General features: G+C 43.0%; 18 protein-coding genes. 8 read left to right on the top strand and 10 right to left on the bottom strand.

Features of this window, described 5'->3' with window-relative positions; translation table 11 throughout:
* Nucleotides 1-91: 91 nt before the first annotated feature.
* Together C7Y69_RS01980 and C7Y69_RS01975 are read right to left on the bottom strand one after the other, a co-directional pair.
* Nucleotides 92-2,365 carry a glycoside hydrolase family 2 protein gene (locus C7Y69_RS01980; protein ID WP_260563404.1) on the bottom strand — a complete coding sequence of 758 codons (2,274 nt, stop codon included), beginning with the start codon at nt 2,363-2,365 and terminating at the stop codon, nt 92-94.
* Nucleotides 2,366-2,565: 200 nt separating this feature from the next.
* Nucleotides 2,566-5,226 carry a TonB-dependent receptor gene (locus C7Y69_RS01975; RefSeq protein WP_126871613.1) on the bottom strand — a complete coding sequence of 887 codons (2,661 nt, stop codon included), beginning with the start codon at nt 5,224-5,226 and terminating at the stop codon, nt 2,566-2,568.
* 720 nt (nt 5,227-5,946) lie between these two features.
* On the opposite strand from C7Y69_RS01975, the gene C7Y69_RS21490 reads away from it, so the two are divergent.
* Entirely contained in the window at nt 5,947-6,084 is a 138-nt protein-coding gene (locus C7Y69_RS21490; RefSeq protein WP_185864122.1) for a hypothetical protein, read from the top strand.
* Between the two features lie 372 nt (nt 6,085-6,456).
* Here the strand turns inward: C7Y69_RS21490 and rlmF are convergent, their stop codons facing one another.
* Entirely contained in the window at nt 6,457-7,434 is a 978-nt protein-coding gene (rlmF, locus tag C7Y69_RS01970) for a 23S rRNA (adenine(1618)-N(6))-methyltransferase RlmF (RefSeq protein ID WP_185864121.1), read from the bottom strand.
* On the opposite strand from rlmF, the gene C7Y69_RS21485 reads away from it, so the two are divergent.
* Complete coding sequence (locus C7Y69_RS21485; RefSeq protein ID WP_185864120.1) at nt 7,433-7,600, top strand: hypothetical protein; 168 nt, start codon at nt 7,433-7,435, stop codon at nt 7,598-7,600. The genes rlmF and C7Y69_RS21485 overlap by 2 nt on opposite strands.
* 55 nt (nt 7,601-7,655) lie before the next feature.
* Here the strand turns inward: C7Y69_RS21485 and soxR are convergent, their stop codons facing one another.
* Nucleotides 7,656-8,123 (bottom strand): redox-sensitive transcriptional activator SoxR, encoded by a 468-nt coding sequence (gene soxR, locus C7Y69_RS01965; protein WP_126871701.1) that lies wholly within the window; start codon nt 8,121-8,123, stop codon nt 7,656-7,658.
* A 134-nt stretch (nt 8,124-8,257) separates the two neighbouring features.
* Here soxR and C7Y69_RS01960 point away from each other — a divergent pair, with 134 nt between their 5' ends.
* A complete protein-coding gene (locus C7Y69_RS01960; RefSeq protein WP_057790368.1) occupies nt 8,258-8,686 on the top strand; it encodes a VOC family protein in 429 nt (142 codons plus the stop codon).
* Nucleotides 8,687-8,761: 75 nt separating this feature from the next.
* Here C7Y69_RS01960 and C7Y69_RS01955 read toward each other — a convergent pair whose 3' ends face one another.
* Nucleotides 8,762-9,862 carry a M20 family metallopeptidase gene (locus tag C7Y69_RS01955; protein WP_126871611.1) on the bottom strand — a complete coding sequence of 367 codons (1,101 nt, stop codon included), beginning with the start codon at nt 9,860-9,862 and terminating at the stop codon, nt 8,762-8,764.
* 352 nt (nt 9,863-10,214) lie between these two features.
* Here C7Y69_RS01955 and C7Y69_RS01950 point away from each other — a divergent pair, with 352 nt between their 5' ends.
* The 4 genes from C7Y69_RS01950 to C7Y69_RS01935 all read left to right on the top strand — a co-directional run bounded on the left by C7Y69_RS01950 (nt 10,215) and on the right by C7Y69_RS01935 (nt 16,983).
* Nucleotides 10,215-11,159 carry a RimK family alpha-L-glutamate ligase gene (locus C7Y69_RS01950; protein WP_126871610.1) on the top strand — a complete coding sequence of 315 codons (945 nt, stop codon included), beginning with the start codon at nt 10,215-10,217 and terminating at the stop codon, nt 11,157-11,159.
* Between the two features lie 13 nt (nt 11,160-11,172).
* On the top strand, nt 11,173-12,639 hold the full coding sequence (locus C7Y69_RS01945) for a RimK family alpha-L-glutamate ligase (RefSeq protein WP_126871609.1): 1,467 nt from the start codon (nt 11,173-11,175) through the stop codon (nt 12,637-12,639).
* Nucleotides 12,640-12,652: 13 nt separating this feature from the next.
* Nucleotides 12,653-15,307 (top strand): M14 family zinc carboxypeptidase, encoded by a 2,655-nt coding sequence (locus tag C7Y69_RS01940; protein ID WP_126871608.1) that lies wholly within the window; start codon nt 12,653-12,655, stop codon nt 15,305-15,307.
* Between the two features lie 209 nt (nt 15,308-15,516).
* The gene (locus tag C7Y69_RS01935) at nt 15,517-16,983 is read left to right on the top strand and encodes a M20 family peptidase (RefSeq protein ID WP_126871607.1); all 1,467 of its coding nucleotides are present in this window, start codon (nt 15,517-15,519) and stop codon (nt 16,981-16,983) included.
* Nucleotides 16,984-17,036: 53 nt separating this feature from the next.
* Here the strand turns inward: C7Y69_RS01935 and glgC are convergent, their stop codons facing one another.
* Nucleotides 17,037-18,413 (bottom strand): glucose-1-phosphate adenylyltransferase, encoded by a 1,377-nt coding sequence (gene glgC / locus C7Y69_RS01930; protein WP_126871606.1) that lies wholly within the window; start codon nt 18,411-18,413, stop codon nt 17,037-17,039.
* A gap of 376 nt (nt 18,414-18,789) precedes the next feature.
* Between glgC and C7Y69_RS01925 the strand changes: the two genes are divergently transcribed.
* Nucleotides 18,790-20,115: a M24 family metallopeptidase gene (locus tag C7Y69_RS01925; RefSeq protein WP_126871605.1), complete on the top strand. Its 1,326-nt coding sequence runs from the start codon at nt 18,790-18,792 to the stop codon at nt 20,113-20,115.
* Between the two features lie 98 nt (nt 20,116-20,213).
* Here the strand turns inward: C7Y69_RS01925 and C7Y69_RS01920 are convergent, their stop codons facing one another.
* The 4 genes from C7Y69_RS01920 to C7Y69_RS01905 all read right to left on the bottom strand — a co-directional run bounded on the left by C7Y69_RS01920 (nt 20,214) and on the right by C7Y69_RS01905 (nt 23,224).
* On the bottom strand, nt 20,214-20,891 hold the full coding sequence (locus C7Y69_RS01920; RefSeq protein ID WP_231518125.1) for an SCO family protein: 678 nt from the start codon (nt 20,889-20,891) through the stop codon (nt 20,214-20,216).
* The gene (locus tag C7Y69_RS01915; RefSeq protein WP_126871603.1) at nt 20,854-21,474 is read right to left on the bottom strand and encodes a toxin-antitoxin system YwqK family antitoxin; all 621 of its coding nucleotides are present in this window, start codon (nt 21,472-21,474) and stop codon (nt 20,854-20,856) included. The genes C7Y69_RS01920 and C7Y69_RS01915 overlap by 38 nt, the downstream gene beginning before the upstream one ends.
* The gene (locus C7Y69_RS01910; protein WP_062087793.1) at nt 21,461-22,339 is read right to left on the bottom strand and encodes a YHYH protein; all 879 of its coding nucleotides are present in this window, start codon (nt 22,337-22,339) and stop codon (nt 21,461-21,463) included. The genes C7Y69_RS01915 and C7Y69_RS01910 overlap by 14 nt, the downstream gene beginning before the upstream one ends.
* A 420-nt stretch (nt 22,340-22,759) precedes the next feature.
* A complete protein-coding gene (locus tag C7Y69_RS01905; RefSeq protein ID WP_057790348.1) occupies nt 22,760-23,224 on the bottom strand; it encodes a hypothetical protein in 465 nt (154 codons plus the stop codon).
* Nucleotides 23,225-23,479: the final 255 nt, after the last annotated feature.

The raw sequence follows: 23,479 nt of genomic DNA, 5'->3' as shown, positions 1-23,479 counted from the left end.
CATCCTCGTTGATACGGTTTTCTTTAAAATAACTTAAGCAAAATTCACTATATTTCATGATGAAAATATTCCGAAACTCTCAATGATTAATCTAACGCCAAATGGCATCTCTTAGACCTGAAGCTGACACGCTTATTTGCGCATTTTTGAGTGAGTCCCCAACTTGAATGAGTAATGCACCTTGCCCCTTTGATGTTAAAACCGTGGACTGATTTAATAGTTTAATGTCGCCACTTAAAGTGACGGATAGAGGTAAACCATTGATTGGCACCACATTCCCATGCTTGTCGAGCACTTGAGCGTAGACAAATATGATATCTTTCACGCCTACCTCTGGCGCGACGCCACTAATATCAGTGGTAAGGTTAAGTGAATAAGGAACATCTGGAGTGGTAACTTCATGAATGGCTACCCGGACCCCATTTATAAAAGCTTCGGCGCGAAGAGTGCCTGCTTGAAATGCGTCTACCTGAAATTCAAATGGTGGGTGACGAAGGTGGGTAGAGTACTTTCCCTTACTGGTACTTTGCTTACTAATAAGCGTATCATTTAAGTACAAGGCAACTTTGTCTGCGTTGCTGAATACACGAATATTGGTAGATGAAGCAGCGGTCCACTCACTTGCGATATACACCATCGGCCCACTTTGAAATCGGCCACTTACTTCGTCTGCATCTCGTTGACTAGCAAAGAAGTAATAGCTATATTTTGGCTGGCGGTACAGACTCATGATGCCTGAAGCTTCGATGTTGTCCGCATAACCTCGATTATAGTCAAACATTACCCAATAACCGTCAGCAAAGGCCGGTACATTTAAGTTATCGTTATGCGCCTCTTGAATATTTAATGCTTGCTGAAGTAAGCGCTTTTCACCGCTATTTAGTAGTTGTCTACTAGTGCGATCTTGGTTTTTCAGCCCAGACCAACTATCTTGATTGAGTCCTGCATTTTGGGCGTAATATTCCCAGTCTCCGTATTCAGATACTACATAGGGCTGAGACGGCGCTTCATAGTGCTGAAGCCTATGCTGCCGCGCTTGTAGATAAATATCGTATCCCTTCATCCATCCAGCTGAAAAAGCGCCCGGAAACTCTTGTTTTACTGTGTTATTTAGTTCAGCAACAAAATCCTGTGGCATAGCAGATTCATTCAACGAGCATTCCCATGCTAGTACGCTTGCATGGTTTCTATCTCTTCGAATAAGGTCAGCACAACTGTTGACTATGTGCTGTCGAAAGGCTGGTTCATCATTGTAGTATTGCCAGCCAAGAACGGCATCTAAAATTACTAGGCCCAGCTCATCTGCAGCCTCCATAAAAGCAGTTGAGTGCGGGTAATGGGATAGACGAACATAATCGAAACCTGCAGATTTTATTTTTACCGCATCTCGATAGTCCGCCTGCTCCGATATGGCATAACCAACATGAGGATATTCCTGATGACGGTTAACCCCCCTGAGAAACACTTTTTCACCGTTGATGAGCAATTCATGGTTTTCAGAGAAGCTAAACTCTCTAATCCCAATTTTTCTACTCTGCTCCTCCACCAGTATATCCTCTCTATAAAGACGAGTTTTAAGCTGATAAAGGTGAGGCGATTTGGGGCTCCATAAGGAAGGTTCTATAACATCAAAATCCACCGATGCATACTCTTGCGTGTTACCGTCGATAACCCAGCTTCTTGCGCCTTTCGCAACGATGTGATGGTTATCTACTAACACTTGTTCGATACGAACACGTTGCGCTTGGCTGTATTGGTTTTGTATATGAGATTTAACATTAACTGTGGACATAGCTTTACTTACCGTCGGGTATGTCACAAAAACACCTCCCCCTGCAACCTCGTTAGCTAACATCTCGTCGGTAATCATTAACTTATCTTTTATCAATAAGCTTACTCCTCGATAAATTCCACCGTAAGTGTTGAAATCCAGTAACTTTAAAGGCTTCGGCCCAGTAATTTCGTTGTCTCGATTATCTAGATGCACACTTATCATATTCGCTCCTTTTTGGAGCACATCGGTAATGTCTAATGTGAAAGGAAGATAGCCCCCTTTGTGGTGCCCGACCTTTTTGTCATTAACCCATATATCAGCTACATTCATTGCTGCTTCAAAGCGAACTAACACCACTTTATTTTCCCAGCTTTTTGGGACATTAAAGGACTTTTGATACCGTGCTATTCCTTGCCATTGACTGTTGACGATTTCAGGCTCTAGTTTAGGCGTATGAGGTAAATCTACCTTCTGCCACACAGTATCATCATTAATGGATTCAGCTTGACGAGTCGACCGTCTAAACATCCAACCTTTATTAAAAGACTCTACGTGCGCTATCGATGTTTGAGGCAACGTTACGTCGCTCACGTTTGTCAATTGTGGCTTGGGCGAGCACCCAATTAGCAATGAAAGAGAAAACAAGAGCAAAAAAGATGCATATTTCTGCACAAAATGGACCTCAGGTTAAGAGACGATAAAAAGCACTATGACAGTGGATAGCGCGGACAAAAAACCGGCCACATAGGTGGCCGGAGAAAATGGTCGCAAAAGGCGACCTACACAGTGATTTACATCGCGTATTGAAAGCCTAATAAATAGCGTCTACCCCACTCGGCATATTGTCTAGGACGCGAAACGTCATTATCAAAATAAGACTGCGAGGCTTCGTTAGTCAGATTTTGCCCTTGCAACATAACCTTAAAGTTACTGGTAAATTCATAAGAAATACTAGCGTCAAGGGTAGCTTCATCATCAATGGTAAAGATAGCGCCAGGGTCCCAGCTGCCCACACTGGTATAAGCACTTCGATAGTTGTAGGAAATTTTTGCATCAACCCCTTTTTTGTAATACCAGAGTGTTAGACTTCCCACTTTCTCTGAAAGTCCACCTAATGAAAGTGGGGTGGCCTCAGGCTCAAATTCGTTTACATTGCTATCGGTATAGCTGTAGTTCGTATAGATACCTAAGCCATCAAAAGGAGCTGACAGCATAGAGAATGCCTGTTGATACATAACCTCAAATCCTCGAATCGAGCCGCCTTCACCATTTACGGGCCGAGAAAATTGGTAATCAACACCATCAAAATTCACTACCTCAGTTTGCGTCCCGATATGGCTCTGTAAGTCTTTATAAAAAAGTGACAGAGTCAATGCTGCATCGTCAGCAAAGAAATACTCGTAACCAAGATCGAGTTGATTTGCAATAAAAGGGTCTAGCTCGGGATTTCCGCCAGAGGCTGTATTTACTGTACCATCAGTACTAAAGCTATATCCCGTTCGCATTTCTATAAGGGGCGCACGTGCCATAGTTCGCGCTAGTCCGACACGAATTTGTGATGCCTCAGTCACACTGAATCTCAAGTTTAGTGACGGCAACACTTCGCTGTAGCTGTGGTCGACCGATAGTGGCGACAACCCACCATCGATAGTGGTTTGATAGCCAGACGATGTTGAATCAGTAGTGACATAACGCACGCCCACGTTTCCAGTGTAATCAACGCCTGCCAATGTCCCTATTAGATCAAACATCACATAAGCTGCAAAGCTAGATTCCTCAACATTCCAAGAGTTAAGGTAGTCGCCATTTTCTTTAGTATGGTCGGAACGGTTATCGATACCACCAAATGCTGTGTTCGCAACCTCTCGCCAATTCCGAATACTATAAATGGCGGGCACATCGTAGGCACTGCCTAGCGAGTAGGTATGCGCATCAACGGCTGCGGAGGTGTCTGTAACCGATTGGTCCCAGCTTACAACGTCGTTATCTTTTTCACGATCACTGAACCTAATACCAAAGCTAACATCTTCTACTAGCCCCCATTCAACTTCCCTAGAAAGATCTACTTTTGCAGTAAACATTTCATCCTTTAGTTCGCGATCATTGTCCACTTGCATACTACTGAGCCCATAATCGTCAACGTTACCAATATCGTACGCTGTATCAATAGCAAGCTTTTCTCCAGTAGTGTCCCAGCTGTAATTCATTCCTTCGCTGTCCGCTTCAGGGATCCAAAACCACGACTGCATATTAACCCAGCGCGACGTTATTGAAGCCTCAGAAAACCCAAAATCTGCATTAACTTTCCATTTGTCACCCAACCACTCTATATTTAAGCCAGAGCTAATGAGTTCATTCTCTTGAAACCATGTGGAATTATTCGCTGTATGACTTCCGCCCCATAACATTCCCCCTGCTACAACTTGTTCGCTGCCATCGTCTTTCGTAATAATTTGCGGTGGGTTACTAGCGTTAGCAATATTCCAGTTATTGAGCCCTCCCCAATTACCCCAGCCATCGAACCAAAGTTGATCCTCCCGCTCTTCGATTTCAAATTTTGAGTAAAACAAATCGTATTTCACTTCAAGAGTATCGGTAGGCAACCATTGAAGCACTGTCATTGCCCCAACACGTTCATTTTCTCCTCCTTTTGTAGCGATTTGTCCGCCCCAAGGTACCGATTCTGTAATGCCATTCCCGTCAACGTCACCTTGTGCCGAAGCGTCATTGTTATATTCCCATGAGGTTACATCTTTCTGCAAAGAGGGCTGATCTTGATATGCGATCCCAAATGCAAAACCGAGGGAGTCAGAGAGAGGCTCAATATAACTAAAATTGGCCCGATACCCTCTAGAGTCAGCGGTTTCAATATCGTCTGCAAGAGGATAATCCATAATGTGTCCACTTACGTTGACCGCTCGCTCGTCTCTATCTAGAGGCTTAACAAATTTCATGTCGACTAATCCAGAAATTCCACCTTCAATGTTACTTGCAAGCGGGCTTTTAAATACCTCAACCGAGGTAATCAGCTCAGCTGGAAATTGCTCATATCGAACACTTCTACTAGGTTCACCACTAACGATTTCGCGCCCATTCATTGTGGCTAAATTAAGTCGAGGCCCCATTCCTCGAATTGAAATTTGGCTCGCATTTCCACGATCTCGATCTGCCGCAATTCCTGGCAAGCGAGCTAACGCGTCAGTTATTGTGACATCCGGAAGCTGCCCCAAGTCGTCAGTAGAGATAATCTCAACTGTACTGTCGGCTAATTTTTTGTGTTGAAGAGAGCGGGTTAGTGTGCTGCCAAAACCGCGAACTTCAATCACTTCTGTATTTTCAGGTATCGACGCTTTTTGATTCTCATTTTCTAACTCTTGTGCAAATAACGTCGGAACATGAAAACACTGAGCGATGGCGAACGCAGTTACACTCAGTTTAAAAAATGGCTTCATAGCAACCCTTAAATTTATAAATAATGTTCAGTGCAAAAACAGCACCCCACCAACGGATAACATATTTATAACATAGCATGGTAAACGTTTACCATAAATAAACCATAAAATATAAACAAATAAAAATAAAACACTGATTAATAAAAGAATATTTATGGTAAACGATTTACTAAATTTAAAATGAAATAATACTATAGTCTCGTAATCCCAGAGAAGTGATTAACACTTTTCGAAGTTCGATTGGCACGAAAATTTAGATTAAAAGCGGGCTGCGGGTGTTTTTTTAAGCAGCGCACGGCTCGCTTTCGTAATGAGAAGAGAAACACTAATTGCTGACGGCGTTGGAGTGTGTGTTCCACTCACGCGACGTCTTAGTAGAAAAGACAGATGAAAGTCAGATAGTTCAGAGAAAACAAGTGGCTAAAGTTCTCTCCCATGTCCATTATCCTTATTCGTAAAGACAGAGAATGATAACAATTAAAATCGTTTTTAATCACTTTCAAATGTTCAATTTTAAATCAAACACGTAAACCACTTTTCTTTTTTGGCACGCTTTACGCTGTCATGCGCAGATTCGAAGCTAGTTCACTGCAACAAGCGCAAAGAGAAAGCTGCAACACATAAGGTATTTTAAAGACTTCACACGCCATAATACCCTCACATTGTCGGCCTATTATCGTTACCGATGCAGGATTTTAATCGCCTCGGTTTAGGGAGGTTATGGCCCTACAGTGGAACACGCCAGCATCAAAACGCTCGAAAATACATCCCCAAGGATCGAGAGTACCGTCGCTGTTAGCCACATCACTTGCTTCTCATCGTCATTTATCTGAACAGGTTGTCACTATCTATCGGTAACTTATGCAGATTACAGGGGGCTTCAAGGATATAAAAAGCACAAGGTTCGGCTTGGCTACGAAAAATAAAATACTTACAAACAATATCTTACACTACTGACAATGATAGCTCCTCTAGCCGCTATATTTCTTGGAATCGTGCTAGTAGTCTCAAATAAATATCGTCGTTTCCAAACGAATACTGAGACCCAAAGCGTGTTATCGTTCCACTATCTTAGGATCAGCGCTAACGCGTGCCAGTTACGTTTTACTGCAAACAATGGAGAGCCGCACTAAAGTAGTACTGCTCCTTAGTAGACTAGGCCTGGGCCAGAGGCACATGAAATTAAATTCGTGGGGATCCCTCAGACTCTGTCCCCATTAATCAATGCGTTTATTCACTAAACGTCCACGCCACAAAGCGGCTTTGTTTGTGGCCTTGCCCCATATCTACTTTTAAAAATTTCTTTGCACCGTAGTAATTTATACTGGTTTCAATGGGCTTTAAGTGCTCGCTTTTTGACACTAAGCAGGTGAACCAATCTACTTGGTTTTTATAGGCCACACTTTCAATAATCATACGCTGAATGAAGGCAAGTTCGCCTCCTTCGCACCACAATTCGTTGCCAGTTCCTGCAAAGTTTAGCTTTATGTTACTGGTATCGGGCTTCGCTTTAGCAAAGGTCTTCGCGTATGTACTAGCATTGGCATGAGCGTTAATATCAGCACGAGGCTTTTTACCACTTCGCTTGTGCTTATTTCCCTTAAGGCCAATGGCCTTGCGCTCGCTTCCCAGCGCTGCCGCTTCGGCAGATTTATGAAACGGCGGATTACACATAGTAAAAGTGAAGTGCTCGTTAGGCTGAATAATACCTTCAAAGATTTTCGCTTTATTCGACTGCTTTCGAACCGACAATAAAGGGGTAAGCTTTGGGTTTTTGTTAGCAATAGATTTCGCCGATTTTACCGATACCGCATCGATGTCGCTTCCCACAAACTGCCAACCATAGCTTTGACTGCCAATAATGGGGTAAATAGCATTAGCGCCTATGCCTACATCCAGCCCTCTTACGCTATTCCCTTGAGGGATAACGCCTTTATTGCTAGATGCCAATATATCGGCAATGCCATGAATATAATCAGCACGACCCGGTACGGGAGGGCATAAATAACCATTAGGTATGTCCCACGTTTTCAATCCGTAGTAATGAATAAGCAATGCTGCATTGAGGGTTTTAACCGCGTCTTGGTTGGCAAAATCGATACTCTTCTTGCCGCTTTTTGCATTAATCACATAGCCAGATAATGCTGGGTGTGCCTGGCACAACGCCGCCATGGGGTAACCATCTTTATGTACATTACGAACATGCATGGTAGAGCCGGCCTTAGTCGTGGACTTAGACGAAGACTTAGGCGAACTTTTTGTTTTGGGTCTGGTTTTACTGGTTGAACTTGAGTTGCTGTTAGGTGTGGAGTCTACCAAGGCGACTATCCTATTTTTAGGTATTTGGCTAAGTGAATTTCTAATAAATGTTTAGTCGCCGTCGAGGCTACAGGCACCACATCAGAAATAACTAAATAGATGAGAAAAGGCTATTTTATAACAGCATCGCTAGGGCTATCGCCTAGTAAAAACCGAGCGCCCGCCCCTTTCTCGGCAATGCGATCGTGCTTATTGTACAGCTTGCACTTATCTAAAGACAAACAACCACAACCAATACAGCCCTCTAACGAAGATTTCAATGCCGTTAGCTCAGCAATACGCTTTGTAATGTGTGTGTTAAATACTTCACTAAGCGTAGCCCAATCTTCCTTATTCGGCGTGCGATTATCTGGCAGGGTTTGCAGCAGTTGTCGAATATCATCAAGTGCATACCCCATGTTTTGTGCAATCAAAATAAACGATACCCTGCGAATGACTGAACGAGGAAACATTCTATTTCCGCCTTGGGTTCGCACGGAAGGAATAAGGGATTCGTTGGCATAATAGCGAATAAGCGATACTGCGTTACCGGTTCGCTTTGCAACAAAGCCAATACTTACTAGGGGTTCAGGGGCCATTTTAAAAATCTGCATTTAACGCTTGATCTAAAGTTAGCTTTAGATATTAAGCTGTTGCTGTCTATTAATCCACTGCGCTTTTTTATCGAAAAAGTTACCGGTGAAAAACACACAACAGAAAATAAGGAAATACGATGCAAGCAGCCTCACTTGAACACGCCAATATTACCGTCACTAACCCAGATGCTATTGCTGATGCCTTGTGCCAGTTGTTCAATTGGCACATACGTTGGCGCGGCCCAGCCAAAGACGATGGTTATACGGTGCACGTGGGATCAGATACCGCTTATTTAGCGCTGTATAAGCCAAAACAGTTTAGCTCGAATCACTACAATCAAAATGGACTAGCGTCGAACTCAAGTGCCGAGAACACATTCGATCACACCACGGTAGCCCACGTTAATCACTTAGGTATTGTGGTTGATAATTTAGACGAGGTAGAAAAAAAGGTATTCGCTTTAGGATTTAATACTTACAACCACGGTGATTATGAACCTGGAAGGCGCTTTTATTTCATGCTTGGAGAGGGTCTTGAAGCTGAAGTGGTGTCGTATACTAGCTAAACTATACTAATCTTTAAGGTCAGAGTTAATAAAACCAACTCTGACCTTGCATCGTTTTGCCTAATTATTAATTACTTAGCAACCATTAAAGTGCGCTAAAATTTTACTTACCTCGCCTATACGCCGTTCAAAGCTAGCCTTGCTTGCACGTTCATGAATGGTATGATCGCCATCTCCGTATGGGCCAAAACCATCAAGGGTTGGCACACCGGCAGCCGATACCACATTCGCATCACTCACCCCACCACGTTTTTCCAGCTTAAGGGGGGCACCTAACACGTTTTCTAGCTCGGCGATAAACTGTGCCTGTGCTTCTGTAGGCTGCATGACATCACGCTGCAATCCACCAGTTACCGCTACTTTTACCCCTTCGACAGCAGGGTTTTGGGTTACTTCTTCAAACGCGGCTAATACTCTGTCTCGCTCTTCTGATTGAGTAAACCGCGCTTCTACCGTTAAGCTAGCACTAGGCGAAATAGTGTTTGCGCCTAATCCACCTTTCATTTTACCGGCGTTAACCGTGGTGCCTTTTTCTAGGTCGGTTAGATTAGTCAATGCAATTAACATATGAGCCGCAGCCAAGTTCGCATTAATACCGTCGGTATAATGATTACCCGCGTGAGCGCCTTTACCTTCGAATTCGATTTGAAAAGTCGCAATACCCTTGCGAGAGATAACCACATCATGATCGGGGCCCGCCGCTTCAAAAACCATACAGGCATCGTAGGCTTTGGCTAATTCACTGGTAAGCAGCTTACTGTCGTCACTGCCACTTTCTTCATCGCTTACCAATAGCATATCAATGTTCGCGATGTGGCCTTGTTCGGCAAATACATTTCGAAGTGCGGCAAGAGCGATGTAATTGCCGCCTTTCATATCACATACGCCAGGGCCGTAAATCCATTCTTTATCTTCACGGAATTCGGTAAAAGTGTCTGGCGGAAAAACGGTATCTAGGTGGCCAAGTAGCAGTAATTTTGCACCTTCACTCTTTTTAGACAGGTAGTGAACATGGTTACCTATTGCTTCACGTCGATGCGTTTCTACAGAGAATCCAAGTTGCTCCATCCACGCATTAAAGATGTCAGCATTGTGATCTACACCCGCTTTATTTTTAGTGTAAGAGTTGAGCGATATAATTGAGGCAAGTTCGGTAAAGTCCAGACTACTATTCATGATATTTATTCCAAGTATTGATTAAAACCAAACTACGCTAAAGCCCTTGTTTTAATTGAGCTATTCACAGTAATAACACATGCTTTAAACGTTAAAGTTACAAATATTGAAATTAATTCCAGTTGAGCAAAAATTAAACTTGAATAGTTCGCAATTTAGCCGTTTAATAGCGCCGCTTTTGGGAGGGACTCCTCGTACCAAGACGTACCCTGAAGTCTAATATATGTCATATTTCTCATCTAAAATAGATATTTACCACCCATTTTGGTGCAGAATTTTATTTTGAGAAATCTTCTCACTTAAATCGAACAGAATGTCAATTCATCGATTCATAAAAACAGGGTTAAAAGTCGTGCCAAAGTATACAGTCGGGATGTGGATGTACAGCAACAGCGGCGGTACTGCCATACAGGCTAAAATCGTCAACCAATTACGAGATCGCGATATCGAAGCAATTACCGATCTTAATTTAGGCCATGCAAACGCACACAACGGAACCATTACGTGTCATAACGTGAATATGGAAGAATTAGATGCGTTCTTTTCATACAATGCAGGTCAACAAACACCTTATCAAGTTTTTCTTTATCAAGTATTGAACGAATCAATTCCGTGCCTTAACAGTTTTGAGTCTTTTTCGTTATCTGAAGATAAACTTCGCACTTCGCATCGCTTATCTCGAGCAGGTATTCGTACACCTGATTACCGACTATGTAATACCAAAGACAAACCCATGCTTAAAAATACCATCCGCGAATGGGGCGGACGCTTGGTTTACAAGCCTACCGACGGCTGGGGTGGAATGGGCATAGTAAAAGTGGAAGATGAGCGTTCTTTAGATATGCTTATCCCTTTTTTGGATCAAACCAATATTCCCCACTTCTATGTCGAACGTTTTATCAATTACGACATGACAGATTATCGCATCGACATTGTAGATGGTGAATTTGTAGGCTGTTATGGACGCAAAGCACCTAAAGACGACTGGAAAACCAATGTCACCAGCGGCGGCTCTGTTATTCGCCGTGAACCCAATGATGAATTAGTTGCCCTAGCCATTAAAGCAGCAAAAGTTACCGGCCTAGATATCGCTGGAGTTGATGTAATTTATGACCAAGAACATGAAGAATATGTAGTACTAGAAGTAAACGGTATTCCTGCATTCGCCACGCCTGAGCAAGAAGCTGCAGGCTTGACGTTTAATGATGGAAAAATCGAGCGGATCGTTAACTTGATTGAGCGAAAAGCAATTGAAAAGCGCGCAAGTTTGCAAGCTGCGCTAACCTCTCAACTTTAAACGAGAAAGTAAAATGTCTACGACTAAACTACCTACTATTGGCCTTCTCTACCTAGACCATGTACTGCGCTTTTTCGACAAGTCTAACTTTAAAAGCTGGCCAGATAAAATTGAAACTGTGTGTTACCACTGGGGCAACGACAAAGCCCGCTTTGTTCGTGAAGTGAAAAGCAAAAATATCGATATTCTTATTGGTAATATTCCTGCTACGGCTTATGAGACGTTCCGTGAAATTGCTCGCGAACTGCCAGACGTGCGCTTTTTGCCTTCAATGGATACGCAGTTTGCCAACAAGTCGAAAGAAAATGTGACCCATTTTTGCGAAAAGCACGACTTGCCTATTCCGAAAACTGATATTTTTTACGAAAAAGACGAAGCTATGGCGTTTTTACGTAAAACCAGTTATCCAAAAATTATTAAAAAATCTTATGGCCCATCTAACTATGGCGGCTACTTCGTACATAAAGTAGATAGCTTTAAAGAAGTGGTTGAACTGCTTAATAAAAAGAAATACCACCCGATTTACGCGCAAGAATTTGTGCCAATGAAGGCCGATATTCGCGTGATGCTAATTGGCCACAAGCCTGTTTGTGCGTTTTGGCGTCGTCCACCTGAAGGTGAATGGCTAACCAATACCAGTCAGGGTGGCTCGATGGATTATTCTGATGTGCCCAAAGAAGCGTTACAAATAGCAGTGAATGCGTCTAAAGCCGCAAAAGCTGAATATTGGGCATCTGATATTGCCTTGGGTGTAGACGGCAAATACCGTATTTTAGAATGTGCAACTGCGTTTGCCGCCTTCCCTTACATTCGTGATTGGATTGGCCAGTATATAATGTGGACCTTGTGTTCAGAGCGCTTTAAGAAGCCGCATATTCCTTTGTATAACTGGGAGGAACTGGGTAAGATTCGCACGCCGCTATTACGCACCATGAGAAATATTACTTTTGGCGAATATACTCCAAGTAGTGATAGTGCAGACTCAGCAGCGGTAACTAATCCTGAACTTTATCCTTTGTTACCCGTTGAACTACAGCTCGATGAAGAGTGGCCAAGTGAATCCTGGAATTTTCAAGATAATTACACGCCCAAAAGTAAGGCCAAAATAGTAACCGACTTGCATTTAGAAAACCAAGATGTGAGTGAAGATGATGGCCTAGAAGACGTCATCGGTGATGGACTAGAACGTGTATTAAATGATAGCAACGATGAGTTTGAAGTCGACGCCGAAGTAGATGCGGGCGAACTCATTTTAACTACGTCAGAGTTAGAAAATTTTTTTGCTGGCGTAAAAGGTATAGGCCCTAAACTTACAGAGGTGATAATCAGTACTCTGGGTGAAAAGGGTACGTCAGAAGCTATAACCGCTGATCCAAGCGTGTTTCTGACGGTTAAAAACATTCAGCAAAAGAAAGTCGATGCAATTATCGCGCATTGGGATAATTTTAAGACTACGCTGGTAACCACTGATTTCTCTTAGCTAAGAAGAAACAATGAAAAAACAATATACCTCGTATCAAGAAACAATGGCGTTTTTAGAACAAGCTCAGGAAAAGTACCCTGAGCTTATTCGCGTGCATAGCATTGGAACGACGTGGGAAGGCAGGCCAATCATGATGGCGACCCTTTCTGCTAACATTGAAACTGCGGACAGTAAACCCGCTCTGCTTTTTACAGGAACCATCCACGCTCGTGAGTGGATTGGAAATGAGTTAGCCATTAAGTTTATTGATAATGTGCTAACCAATATTGACCACAACCCATCTATACAACAGGCATTAAGCCGCAATACGCTATATATGGTGCCTTGTTTGAACCCTGATGGGTTTGAGTATTCTCGCACCCACTTCTCTTTTTGGCGCAAGAATAGACGTGACAACGGCGATGGCACCTTTGGTGTAGATTTAAACCGTAACTTCGGTGTTCGCTTTAAGCGCTCTGCCGATACCACGGTAAACACCTACTCAGGCCCAGCCGCGTTCTCTGAGCCAGAAACCGCCGCTATACGCGACTTCGTATTGGAACATAAGAACATCACTATTGCGCTGGATTACCATTCGCAAGGTAACGTGTTCTTCCCTGCCCATAAGTTTAATCACGAGTCTGAAATTGAAGGCACCGACTTAAACGTATTGTGCGCCAATATGAACCGTGAAATCCATAAGGTAACGGGTCGCCAATACGGTATTCACCGTGGCAAGCCACCTACGAACCTGATTAACGGTAGTGGCCGTGAGTATTATTACTCGTTAGGTATTATCTCGGCTGTGGTAGAAGTGGGCACGCGCAACATTCCTGATTACATGGCGAATATGTCGCAAAGTGTAGATGAGAATGTGCCTGCGGTACTTTATGCACTTTCAGAAGCGAAAAACTACTCTGATGAAGCACCTGCTCGGGTAGATAACTTCACAATTGAATCAGTGGGCGTTTACGAAGCGACCCTGTGCTGGGATTACCCAGAGTCTGATGATATCTATTTTGAACTGTATCGCTCCGAAACTGTGAAAAGCCCTTGTCGCGAAGATAATCTTATTGCGATTATTGGCAAACACACGTTCACCGATGTGCAGCTTAAAAGTGGTCAGAAATACTTCTACAATATACGTGCAGTTAATAAAGTTACTGATACCAAGTCGCCTTTCAGCCCTGAAATTAAGCTGAAAACGCAGTTATCTGAAGATGAATATTTCAGAGGTTTGTTCCCATCGAAGCGTGGTATTGGTTATGTAGGCCAATATACTCTCGAGAAAAACCGCGACCATTTCGGCTACAACTCGTTGTTTGTAGGTGTGAATAAACGCCGTGGTATTTGTTACGGTGTGATTGCGTTTAATATGGAAAACTTACCGGAAGAAGCCCGTATTAAGAATGCGAGTTTCTCCTTGTATCCGATGAACCGTGTTAACGCCAAAGTAGAAAATTTTGGTGAATGGACAGTATCAATTCTTGACCCATCAGAAATATCTGACATCACCGATTTCAACCAAATTCATCAAGCGAAGCCTATTCAAACGCTTGGTGATGAAATTCGCTCAGATAAGCTAACTCAAGGTATTTGGTCTCATTGGGATTTAAATGTGGCCGAGCGTCGCATTATTCGCAAATCTATTAAGAACGGTACCTTGTTGCTTCGCGTTGAAGGTCCAAGAAAACTGCCTCTTGGTGCAGACTCGCAAATGATGCAGTTTGATATTGGGTACGGAAAGTTTGGTTCAGGTATCCATTACCGCCCTAACTTGGAAGTTATTTATACCCTTCCAAGCAAACAAGTAGAGCTAACGCCATCATCTCTTAGCACGGTATCAAAAGCCGAGGTTAAGAAAAACGAACTGCAGTCTGGTTTCGATGCAAATGGCGATGTGGTGTATGGGCAAATGACCTTCTTAACCGAAAATCTGCCTGATCCTAAGAAAACCGTGATCACGGAAGCTTATTTAACGATGAGTAACGACAATGCCTTGCCTACATCGCAAGATATTCGTTTCACCATTGAATTGGCTGGTCTTGAAGATCTTGATTATGAAAGCGTTAAAAATAGAGAGAAAAAAGAGTTTATTGGCTACGAGGTGAGTAATGCTCAGCTTAAAGACAAAAACTCTCATAACTTTATTTTTGATAGTTATTGCCGTGAAGCGCTCGAAGATATGCATGCGAAGCATGCGCCTTTCCATTTCGTGGTTCGCTCAACGTCATCAAGTGCTGAAAAGAACATGCTAGTAAATTGGCACGACTTACACAGTAACAATGTGTGTAAGTTGGTGATTAAGTACATTGAGCGTCGCAAAGAGCCTTTACCGGCACCAGCGAACTTAAGCGTAACCTTAGAAAATCGTCAGGTTAAGCTAAGTTGGAGCAATCCGAAGCATGCCGATTTAGTGGGTGCGTTTGTGGTAAGAAATCGCTTCCACTCGCCGCGCTCCCCGCTTGATGGTGTGAAGCTTTACGCAGGTTCTGATGAATATACCTATGACAACTTTGGTAACCCGAATGTTGAAAAGTATTATTCTGTGTTTGCCTATGACGACGTGCCAAACTATTCAGCGCCTGTCAGTGTTTACTATTCTTCTGAGGAAGTTATTCCAGTAGAAGAAGAGAAATACGAGAAGCAGGAAGAAGAAGACGACGATGAGCCGTTAATTGATTAGTCATTAACTGCCACATTGTTTATGGTTAAAGAATAAAAATAGGCGCTTAAAGCGCCTATTTTTTTGTCTGCGTTTTATTTATTTTCTGATGTACTCACTATTTTCAATATACTCAAACCTACTATTGCAGATACACTAAATGACAACGTTGCGACAACTGCAATATTTGCATGTACAGACAATGAAACTGGCATCTTAAGGGACTCCCTATGACAATAATAAAAAAAGGATTACTGGGGCTTAGCATAGTGCTTTTAGCTTTGGTTGTAGTTGTGTTAGTGCGCACTGTAACTTTCACTCCAGAAACCTACCAGCCTTCCCCCGACACCACTATGATATCGCCAGATGGCAGCGTGATAGCAGAGCACCTTTCACAGGCTATTCAAATTCAAACTATCTCTTATGAACATGCTGAAGACCGCGACCGTGCTGAATTTCAAAAATTTATCGCATGGTTGGCCAGTACTTATCCTGAAGTGCACGAAAGCTTAACCCTTACTTTGCTGAACGACTACACCCTACTTTTTAAATGGCGCGGTAAAGCACCTTCCAAACCTAGCGTATTGTATTCAGCTCATTATGATGTGGTTCCGATTAATCCAGGTACTGAATCTCAATGGCAGCACCCGCCATTTGGTGGTGTAATTCAAGACGGTATTATTTGGGGCCGTGGGGCGCTCGATGATAAAAGCGCAGTGATAGCTCTAATGGAATCTGTTACCTTGCTGCTAGAAGCGGCTTATACCCCAGAGCAAGACATCTATATTGCTTTTACTCACGATGAAGAGATTGGCAGCCAATATGGCGCAAAAGCAGTTTCAGAATATGTTGTTGAGCAAAACATCAAACTAGCGTGGTCGCTTGATGAGGGCTCATTTATTCTTGATGGCTTAGTACCTGGGTCAGACAAGCGTGTCGCCAGTATTAATGTGGCTGAGAAAGGTTTTCTTACGCTTGAGCTTATCGCAAAAGGTGAAGGTGGACATAGCTCAATGCCACCTCAAGATACGGCTGTAAGCATTTTAGCTGAAGCCATCGTCAACGTTAAAAACTCACCGGTACCTGGCGGGTTAGAAGGCCTTGGCGAAACTATGTACACCAATATCGCTAAGCACATGGATTTCTTCAAGCGTATGCTCTTTGCCAATCAATGGCTGTTCAAGCCATTGATTGAGACATCAGTATCTCAGTCGCCTGCGGGCAATGCGATGTTGCGCACCACCACAGCCCCTACCATGCTCTCGGGTAGTGTTAAAGCGAATGTATTGCCGGCTACCGCGACAGCCACTATCAATTTTCGTATTCATCCTAGAGACACTATTGAAAGTGTTACCAGTTGGGTAGAAGCTGCCATCAACGATCCTCGAATCACCATTAAAACATCGCAAGCATTTAAGCCGTCAAACGTGGCCAATAGTGACAGTCAGGGGTTTAAAAATATTGCCGCAGTAACACGGGATGTTCAGGGCGATATTATCGTCACACCTGGGTTAACTATTGCCGCGACAGATAGCCAGTTTTACTCAAAAATAACTGATGCTTATCGCTTTAATCCGATTAATCTGACACCTGCTTATTTGTCAGGGTTTCACGGCACTAACGAGAGAATTGATATTAAAAATATGGAAGATGCCGTTAAGTTCTATACGCGGCTAATGCGCCAACCAGCGCAGTGAAGCTAATTAAATAGCCAGATCAAAGGCAACGCACAGGCGTTGCCTTTGCGTTCTTAACGCTCGTTCAGTGCGCTGGGTACATGAGTACGAACGATGTTTCGAGTTGATAGCTCTGAATGCATTGGTCTAATTGGACTTACACTCGTCGACTTTTGCGGTACGTCAAAATATATTTCCACATCGGCAAAACTATCTATTACTTGTTGGGTAATTAAAACAACCCCCTTCTCGCTAACTGAAAATCCGAAGTGCTTAGCAATATTAATATCGTCAATGGCTAAATTAGCGGGCACCGTCACACCTTTATCTACGATAACGTTTTTTAATTTAGCGCCGGCCTCGATAGTCACATCAGGCAGCAATACACACCCTTGAAGTGAAGCGCCATCACCGATTGCGCAATTGGATGACAAAACAGTGTGATGGATACGGCAATTAGTTAATTGGCAACCGGTGCCAATCAAAATCTGATTGAGGTCGCACTGGCCTTTTTGAGTCCCGCCCCGTATTTGGGTTGGCGCGCTAGATAAAGCACTTCCCCAGATAGGCCAAGACGGGTCAGCTAAATTCAACATATCGCTGTTGTTCAGCAAATCCATATGAGCCCGCCAGTAACTATCAATGGTGCCTACATCTCGCCAATAGGGAATTTGGCAACCATCGGCGCCTCTGAATCGATGCGCAAACACTTTGTGCTGCTCAATAATATTTGGAATTACGTTTTTACCGAAGTCGTGATCAGATTCCAACGCTTTGGCATCTGCTTTAAGTAGCCGATAAAGCACTTCAGCATTCACTACATAATTGCCCATTGAAGCTAAACAATACTCTGGCGCATCTAATAATGGGTGTGGTTTACATGGCTTTTCATCGAAAGCGGTTACCCGACCTTTGCTATCAGCACTTAATACGCCCAGCTGATTTGCCGCATTCTTAGTAGGCACTTCTATGCAAGATACTGTCATTTCGGCGCCGTTTTTCACATGTTCAGCCAGCAGTTTTCGATAATCCATTTGATATACGTGATCCCCCGATAAGATCATCACATATTTAGGTGCTCTGGATTTGATATAGTCAATATTCTGAAAACACGCATCTGCAGTACCTTGGTACCAGCTTTCAGACTGTTGCTGGGATGCAGGAAGAATATCTAATCGCCCCCCAAAACTGTTATTCAATGTGCCCCAATGTTGCATCAAATGCCGAATTAAACACTGAGACTTATATTGGGTGAGTACCGCAATTTGATTTAGGCCTGAATTAACACAGTTTGAAAGGGGAAAATCGATGATTCGACAATGACTGCCAAACTCTAGTACCGGTTTAGCCCGGGTTTCAGTAAGTGCTTTTAACCGTGAGCCCTGCCCACCTGCCAGCACTAACACCATGGTATTTTCTATTATTTGCTGTAAATCAATCTCTGCATTCATAACTGTCTCCGGCTAGGGTAATACCTAAATCGATGATGATTAAACTGCAATCACAATTTAATTTATCTACTGAAGGAAAATTGCCGACATTGAATTCAAAAAATTCTACAACATGCCAAACGTGCTAGCGTTAAGTAGACTAGGGATTTCGGTTTTAAGTATTGATCCGTATCAATATGAGTAGTGTTACCAATCTTCGTAGCCTTATAGTGACTATAAATACAGGCTATGCAGTGGTTAAATCTTCGCCATATTTTCAATAATAATCCACACCAGTTGCTCCCTTATTTAATTGTAGCCACCATTGCTTAAGCCAAACAGCTTGTGCTAGTTTTAATGATTACATGCTTATAATTCAAACTAATAAGGAAAGAGAATGAGAGCAGTTTGTACGCTTGTGTTACTGCTAGTGAGTTTGCAATCTATGGCCAAGGATGTCATGGATATGCAAGCTAGGAGCGAGTTGGTCGATGAAATACTAGCACAACGATTCGAGCAGGTTTTACCCAGTCTTATGCAGCGTACTAATATTGATATGTGGGTAATCATGTCGCGGGAATACAACGAAGACCCCGTCATCAAAACCATGCTGCCATCAACGTGGCTATCGGCCCGCAGGCATACCATGTTGGTCATTTTTAACCCTGGCGAAGGAAAGCCTCTAGAACGTTTAGCGGTAGCTCGGTATGCCGTGGCTGATTTATTCGAAAAAGCATGGGACAAAGAAGCTCAGCCTAATCAGTGGGAAGCACTTGCTGATGTTATTGAAGCGCGCGACCCCAAACGAATTGCAGTGAATGTGTCAGATGCATTTGCACTTGCTGACGGTATGAGTAGCACCGAAAACAGCAAGTTCATAGCCGCCCTTTCTCCTAAATTTAAAGACCGTGTGGTATCGGGTGAAAAACTGGCCATTGCTTGGCTAGAAACTCGTAGTAAGCTTGAAATGCAACACTACCCTTCCCTGACTCAAATTGGCCACCAACTTATAGCAACGGATTTTTCAAATGAAGTTGTTACTCCTGGAATCACTACTACCGACGATGTCATATGGTGGTTGCGTGACCAAAGCAAGGCATTAGGGTTAGAAAACTGGTTTCATCCTTCAGTGTCTATTCAACGTGCAGACAATGAAAAATTTGATCAAATAAAAGCGTTTAGTAAGCGCGCTGGTGAAAATATTATACAGCCAGGAGACCTTATCCATGTTGATTTTGGTATTACTTACCTGCGTTTAAACACCGACCAACAACAGCATGCATACGTGTTAAAACCCGATGAAACCGCGCCCCCTAAAAGCATAATTGAAGCTTTTGCAGCAGGAAACCGATTGCAAGATATTCTTACCAACAATTTTAAGGTTGGACGCACCGGCAATGAGATTTTGAAAATGTCTCGAGAGCAAGCCATAGAAGAAGGGCTAACCCCTGCTATTTATACTCACCCACTGGGATTTCATGGTCATGCAGCAGGCCCCACCATTGGTATGTGGGATGCACAAGAAGGGGTTCCCGTTCAGGGCGACTACCCTGTGTATCCAAACACGGTTTACTCTATAGAGCTAAATGCCGCCACCTATATTCCAGAATGGGATAAAGACATACGCATTATGTTAGAAGAAGATGCGTTTTTTGATGGTGAAAAAGTAGAGTATCTCGACGGAAGACAAAAAGTACTGCATCTTATTTCATCAGCGGAGTAGCCGTTAGTTACAACAGCGCGTTTATTTGATGCTCTCTAGTCACGATAAACGCGCTAAATTAAATGCTCAGGCGTATATGCAGTTGTTAAGCTAAACTATCACTGAGCGTTCAGCGCTTTAATATCCGCTATCAAATAATCGACAGAAGCACTATTGAGCCCGTTGTATATGCCGCGAATATGACGATTCTGATCTATTAATAATAGGCTTTCGGTATGCAAAAAATCTTCTGTATTTTGCAAGTTACCCAAGTCGTCGCTGGCGAAGTACGCGCTTTTTGCCAGAGAATAAATAGCGTCCCGCTCTCCGGTTGCCAAATACCATTTATTACTTAAAATGCCGTTTTTATCTGCATAAGCTTTAAGCAAATCGACCGTGTCAGTATTCGGCCTAATCGAATGCTGAAGAATTTTTACGCTATCGTCGTCAATAAATGCCTCTTGCACCTTGGCCAACTTAGACCGGATCATGGGGCAAATTCCCGGGCACGTGCTGAAGAAAAAGCCTGCCACATAGATTTTATTCTCAAAGTCTTTCTCGCTAACTTCTTCCCCATCTTGATTGGTGAAACTAAAGGGCGGTATTTTGTGAAAACCATCAAGCGCTTCACTACCGCTTTCAATCCAGTGCGGTGTAAATTCTTTGCTGTTGTAATAAGGTAATTGGTAGGATAGTTCGTCCGCGCTATGGGCTGAATTTACCGTTATTGCACTGGTACTGCATAGCAACAGCAATGCACTAGAAACGAAGACTGGCTTGATTTTGGTAGTAATCAACAGAGATAACCTCATCTTCAAGCCCCACACAGTTGTTTGCTTTTCTAAGCCCATAGATCCGCCCATTCTTGTATTCAAAATTAGAGTATAAGGTGCCATTTTTTCGCCACGCTTGCTGCAAGCCTACCGGTTGCCCTTCGTGGTAGTTAAATTTCTTGAATTTGGCTCCACTTCTGTACCAACGCCAGCCTTCACCTTCGACCTTGCCGTTTTCATACACAAATGCCGACCGAAGGTTTCCGTTAACCCACCAGGTTTTTACACTACCCTCTCTGGCGCCAGACGCATAATAGGCCTCGTAACCTAAGGTACCGTTCGAAAACCACTTTCTTGCCACCCCGGCGCGGCGACCGGCTACAAACTCATCTTCTGTAGCAAGGGCGCCTGTTGAGTGGTAGCTCACCACTTTTCCTGTAAACGGGGCGTTTTGATATATACGAACGCCTTGCTTATTCAGCGATATGGCATTTTCATACACCACTAGTTGTGCTCTATCGCTAAAGGATACCGACCCAGAAGTTGCTGCCAGCCAAAGTGCACAAAACAGGAGTACTTTGTAACCTGTTGATTTAGTTAATGTCACTCGGCGTACCTTGGAAGTTACCCGGGAAAATTAGGTAATACTCGCCGTTTAAGTATTGTTCATTTGATATGTGGTAGTGATATTCAGCATCTTCCTCTGAAGCACCTGTATAAAGGGTGACTGACGTATGGCCGTTCGATTCATCTAAATCGGTGGGGTAGTCTACGGTTGAATAGCAACGTCTTCCAAATATGAAAAATCCATCTGCCATAATACCTACCAGCGAATCATCATCATAAGAGATAGCTTGTGGCTCTAAATGGTAATGGTAAGTTTGCGGGCCAGTATGCGCACCATTGCGATCAAAACCTTGTATCACGCCTATCGATACATCTCCCGTACCTTCGGAATCGTTGAAAATGGGCGCGCCGCTCAAAGCAATACCTATTGCACCTAACGGCGTGGCCGATGATGTGGCGGCTAGTTCCGGCGATACGGGGACGGTTAAATCAAAATCATTTAGGTAATCTTCAATATCACCCGGTGAGCGCTTTTGATTGAATAGAGTTTCATCTTCAGGCTCAACATATAAGCCGCTGGCATTGCCTGAATCCCAATATGATGATGTGTGATCGGGTTTACCTGCCGACTCGAGCGACACTGTGCATCCATCTTCAGACAACACAATAGTGACATTTGGTGCCGCAACAAATTCAAGATAGGCACTTGAAAGCTCTGTCATCGGTGAGTCGCACGTTGTGGTACTCGAGTCGCTGTCGTTACCCGTGTCTGTTCCGGTGCCCGCATCAACACTGGTGTCGCTGTCTACAGTTTCGTCAGTTGATGAGCCCCCGCCGCAAGCAGCTAACACTGATAGAATGCTTACGCATAACAATGTACGTATTGCGTAGTGACTTTTCGACATAATGATTCTCTCTATTGATATTTGTTGTCGCTGTATTCTTACGCTTATGCCCAGTGCAAACAAACGTAAGGAACGTGAGTAATCAATAAACTAGCACAGCGCTTGCGTGCACAATGTGCATATTCAATGGAGATTTTGATGGGAAGACGTATAGGTAACTGGATACAAAAGTACAGGTTTCAAAACGAATAGCGCGGTGTTAAGGGTAAGTCGTATTTATTATTTTTAGGTTAAGAAAATGGGTTCGATGATTTATATTTCAAAGAGGGATTATCGTTCAAGTGAAGATTTTCGCTGGGAGTTTTTTCGAGGGATATTTTCTAACACCAGTAAGCGTGGTGATTAAAATAAGTTACTGGCCCACCCAGTTGCCGAGTGGGCCATGAAACTGTAAACAAACGTTAAATCAGTGAGGCTATACTATTCAGAGAATGGACGTACAACAACTGTTTCAGCGTTATAAGAACGAACAAATGCTGACATTTCTTTGTGATTACAAATAATGGTTTCGCCTTCTAAGCCGTGCTTAGCAAGTGCTTTTTCTGTACCGATTGAAACAGCATCTAAACAAGCTTTAGAAGCGATATCTTCGTTCTTAGCAACAAGGGCAATGCCTTTAGTTTCATTAGTAGTTTTATCGCTGTATAAATCAGCAAACTTTCTCAAGCTTACATCGTTACAAAGCAATGATGCACTGAAAGACTCAACATTTAATCCGTTGTCACGAATTAAACGTTTTGCTGCTCTGTAGCCTTCTGTCGCGGCTGTGTAGCAAGCTTGCGTTTCAATGTTTTGATTAACTGGGTTTAAACGAACGTCTTGAGCAAAAGCATTTAAAGACGCTACTGAAGAGATAAGAGCAATGGCGAAAGTTGACAGTTTCATAATGTAATTCCTATTGTGTAACAAAATTAGAGTTTTCTTAAGCAACGAGTACATTATGACCAAAAATCACGTAAAAGAAAGCTTATTTTGTAATTAAATTACATAAATTGACAAAAAACTGTATTTTCACATCAGTTATGTAAGTTTTTTACAGAATTTAACCTTTTTAACAATCGTTGCTACAAAATGCGAATATATGTAACCTACATTATTGTTATCTAATATTGGATACGGCTATATCCTGTAGCCTGAAGG

The sequence above is a fragment of the Alteromonas sp. KS69 genome, from assembly GCF_003989595.1.
Classification (GTDB): domain Bacteria; phylum Pseudomonadota; class Gammaproteobacteria; order Enterobacterales; family Alteromonadaceae; genus Alteromonas; species Alteromonas naphthalenivorans.
The sequence above is the reverse complement of the archived record's forward strand: the minus strand, read 5'-3'. Positions and strand labels throughout refer to the sequence as shown.

Bases quoted from the DNA above. Each gene is read 5' to 3' on its own strand.
- C7Y69_RS01940 (WP_126871608.1), top strand. From the start codon at position 12,653: ATGAAAAAACAATATACCTCGTATCAAGAAACAATGGCGTTTTTAGAA.
- C7Y69_RS21485 (WP_185864120.1), top strand. From the start codon at position 7,433: ATGGTAGAGCCGGCCTTAGTCGTGGACTTAGACGAAGACTTAGGCGAA.
- C7Y69_RS01905 (WP_057790348.1), bottom strand. From the start codon at position 23,224: ATGAAACTGTCAACTTTCGCCATTGCTCTTATCTCTTCAGTAGCGTCT.
- C7Y69_RS01955 (WP_126871611.1), bottom strand. From the start codon at position 9,862: ATGAATAGTAGTCTGGACTTTACCGAACTTGCCTCAATTATATCGCTC.
- C7Y69_RS01910 (WP_062087793.1), bottom strand. From the start codon at position 22,339: ATGTCGAAAAGTCACTACGCAATACGTACATTGTTATGCGTAAGCATT.
- C7Y69_RS01975 (WP_126871613.1), bottom strand. From the start codon at position 5,226: ATGAAGCCATTTTTTAAACTGAGTGTAACTGCGTTCGCCATCGCTCAG.
- rlmF (WP_185864121.1), bottom strand. From the start codon at position 7,434: ATGCATGTTCGTAATGTACATAAAGATGGTTACCCCATGGCGGCGTTG.
- glgC (WP_126871606.1), bottom strand. From the start codon at position 18,413: ATGAATGCAGAGATTGATTTACAGCAAATAATAGAAAATACCATGGTG.
- C7Y69_RS01925 (WP_126871605.1), top strand. From the start codon at position 18,790: ATGAGAGCAGTTTGTACGCTTGTGTTACTGCTAGTGAGTTTGCAATCT.
- C7Y69_RS01945 (WP_126871609.1), top strand. From the start codon at position 11,173: ATGTCTACGACTAAACTACCTACTATTGGCCTTCTCTACCTAGACCAT.
- C7Y69_RS01935 (WP_126871607.1), top strand. From the start codon at position 15,517: ATGACAATAATAAAAAAAGGATTACTGGGGCTTAGCATAGTGCTTTTA.
- C7Y69_RS21490 (WP_185864122.1), top strand. From the start codon at position 5,947: ATGGCCCTACAGTGGAACACGCCAGCATCAAAACGCTCGAAAATACAT.
- soxR (WP_126871701.1), bottom strand. From the start codon at position 8,123: ATGGCCCCTGAACCCCTAGTAAGTATTGGCTTTGTTGCAAAGCGAACC.
- C7Y69_RS01960 (WP_057790368.1), top strand. From the start codon at position 8,258: ATGCAAGCAGCCTCACTTGAACACGCCAATATTACCGTCACTAACCCA.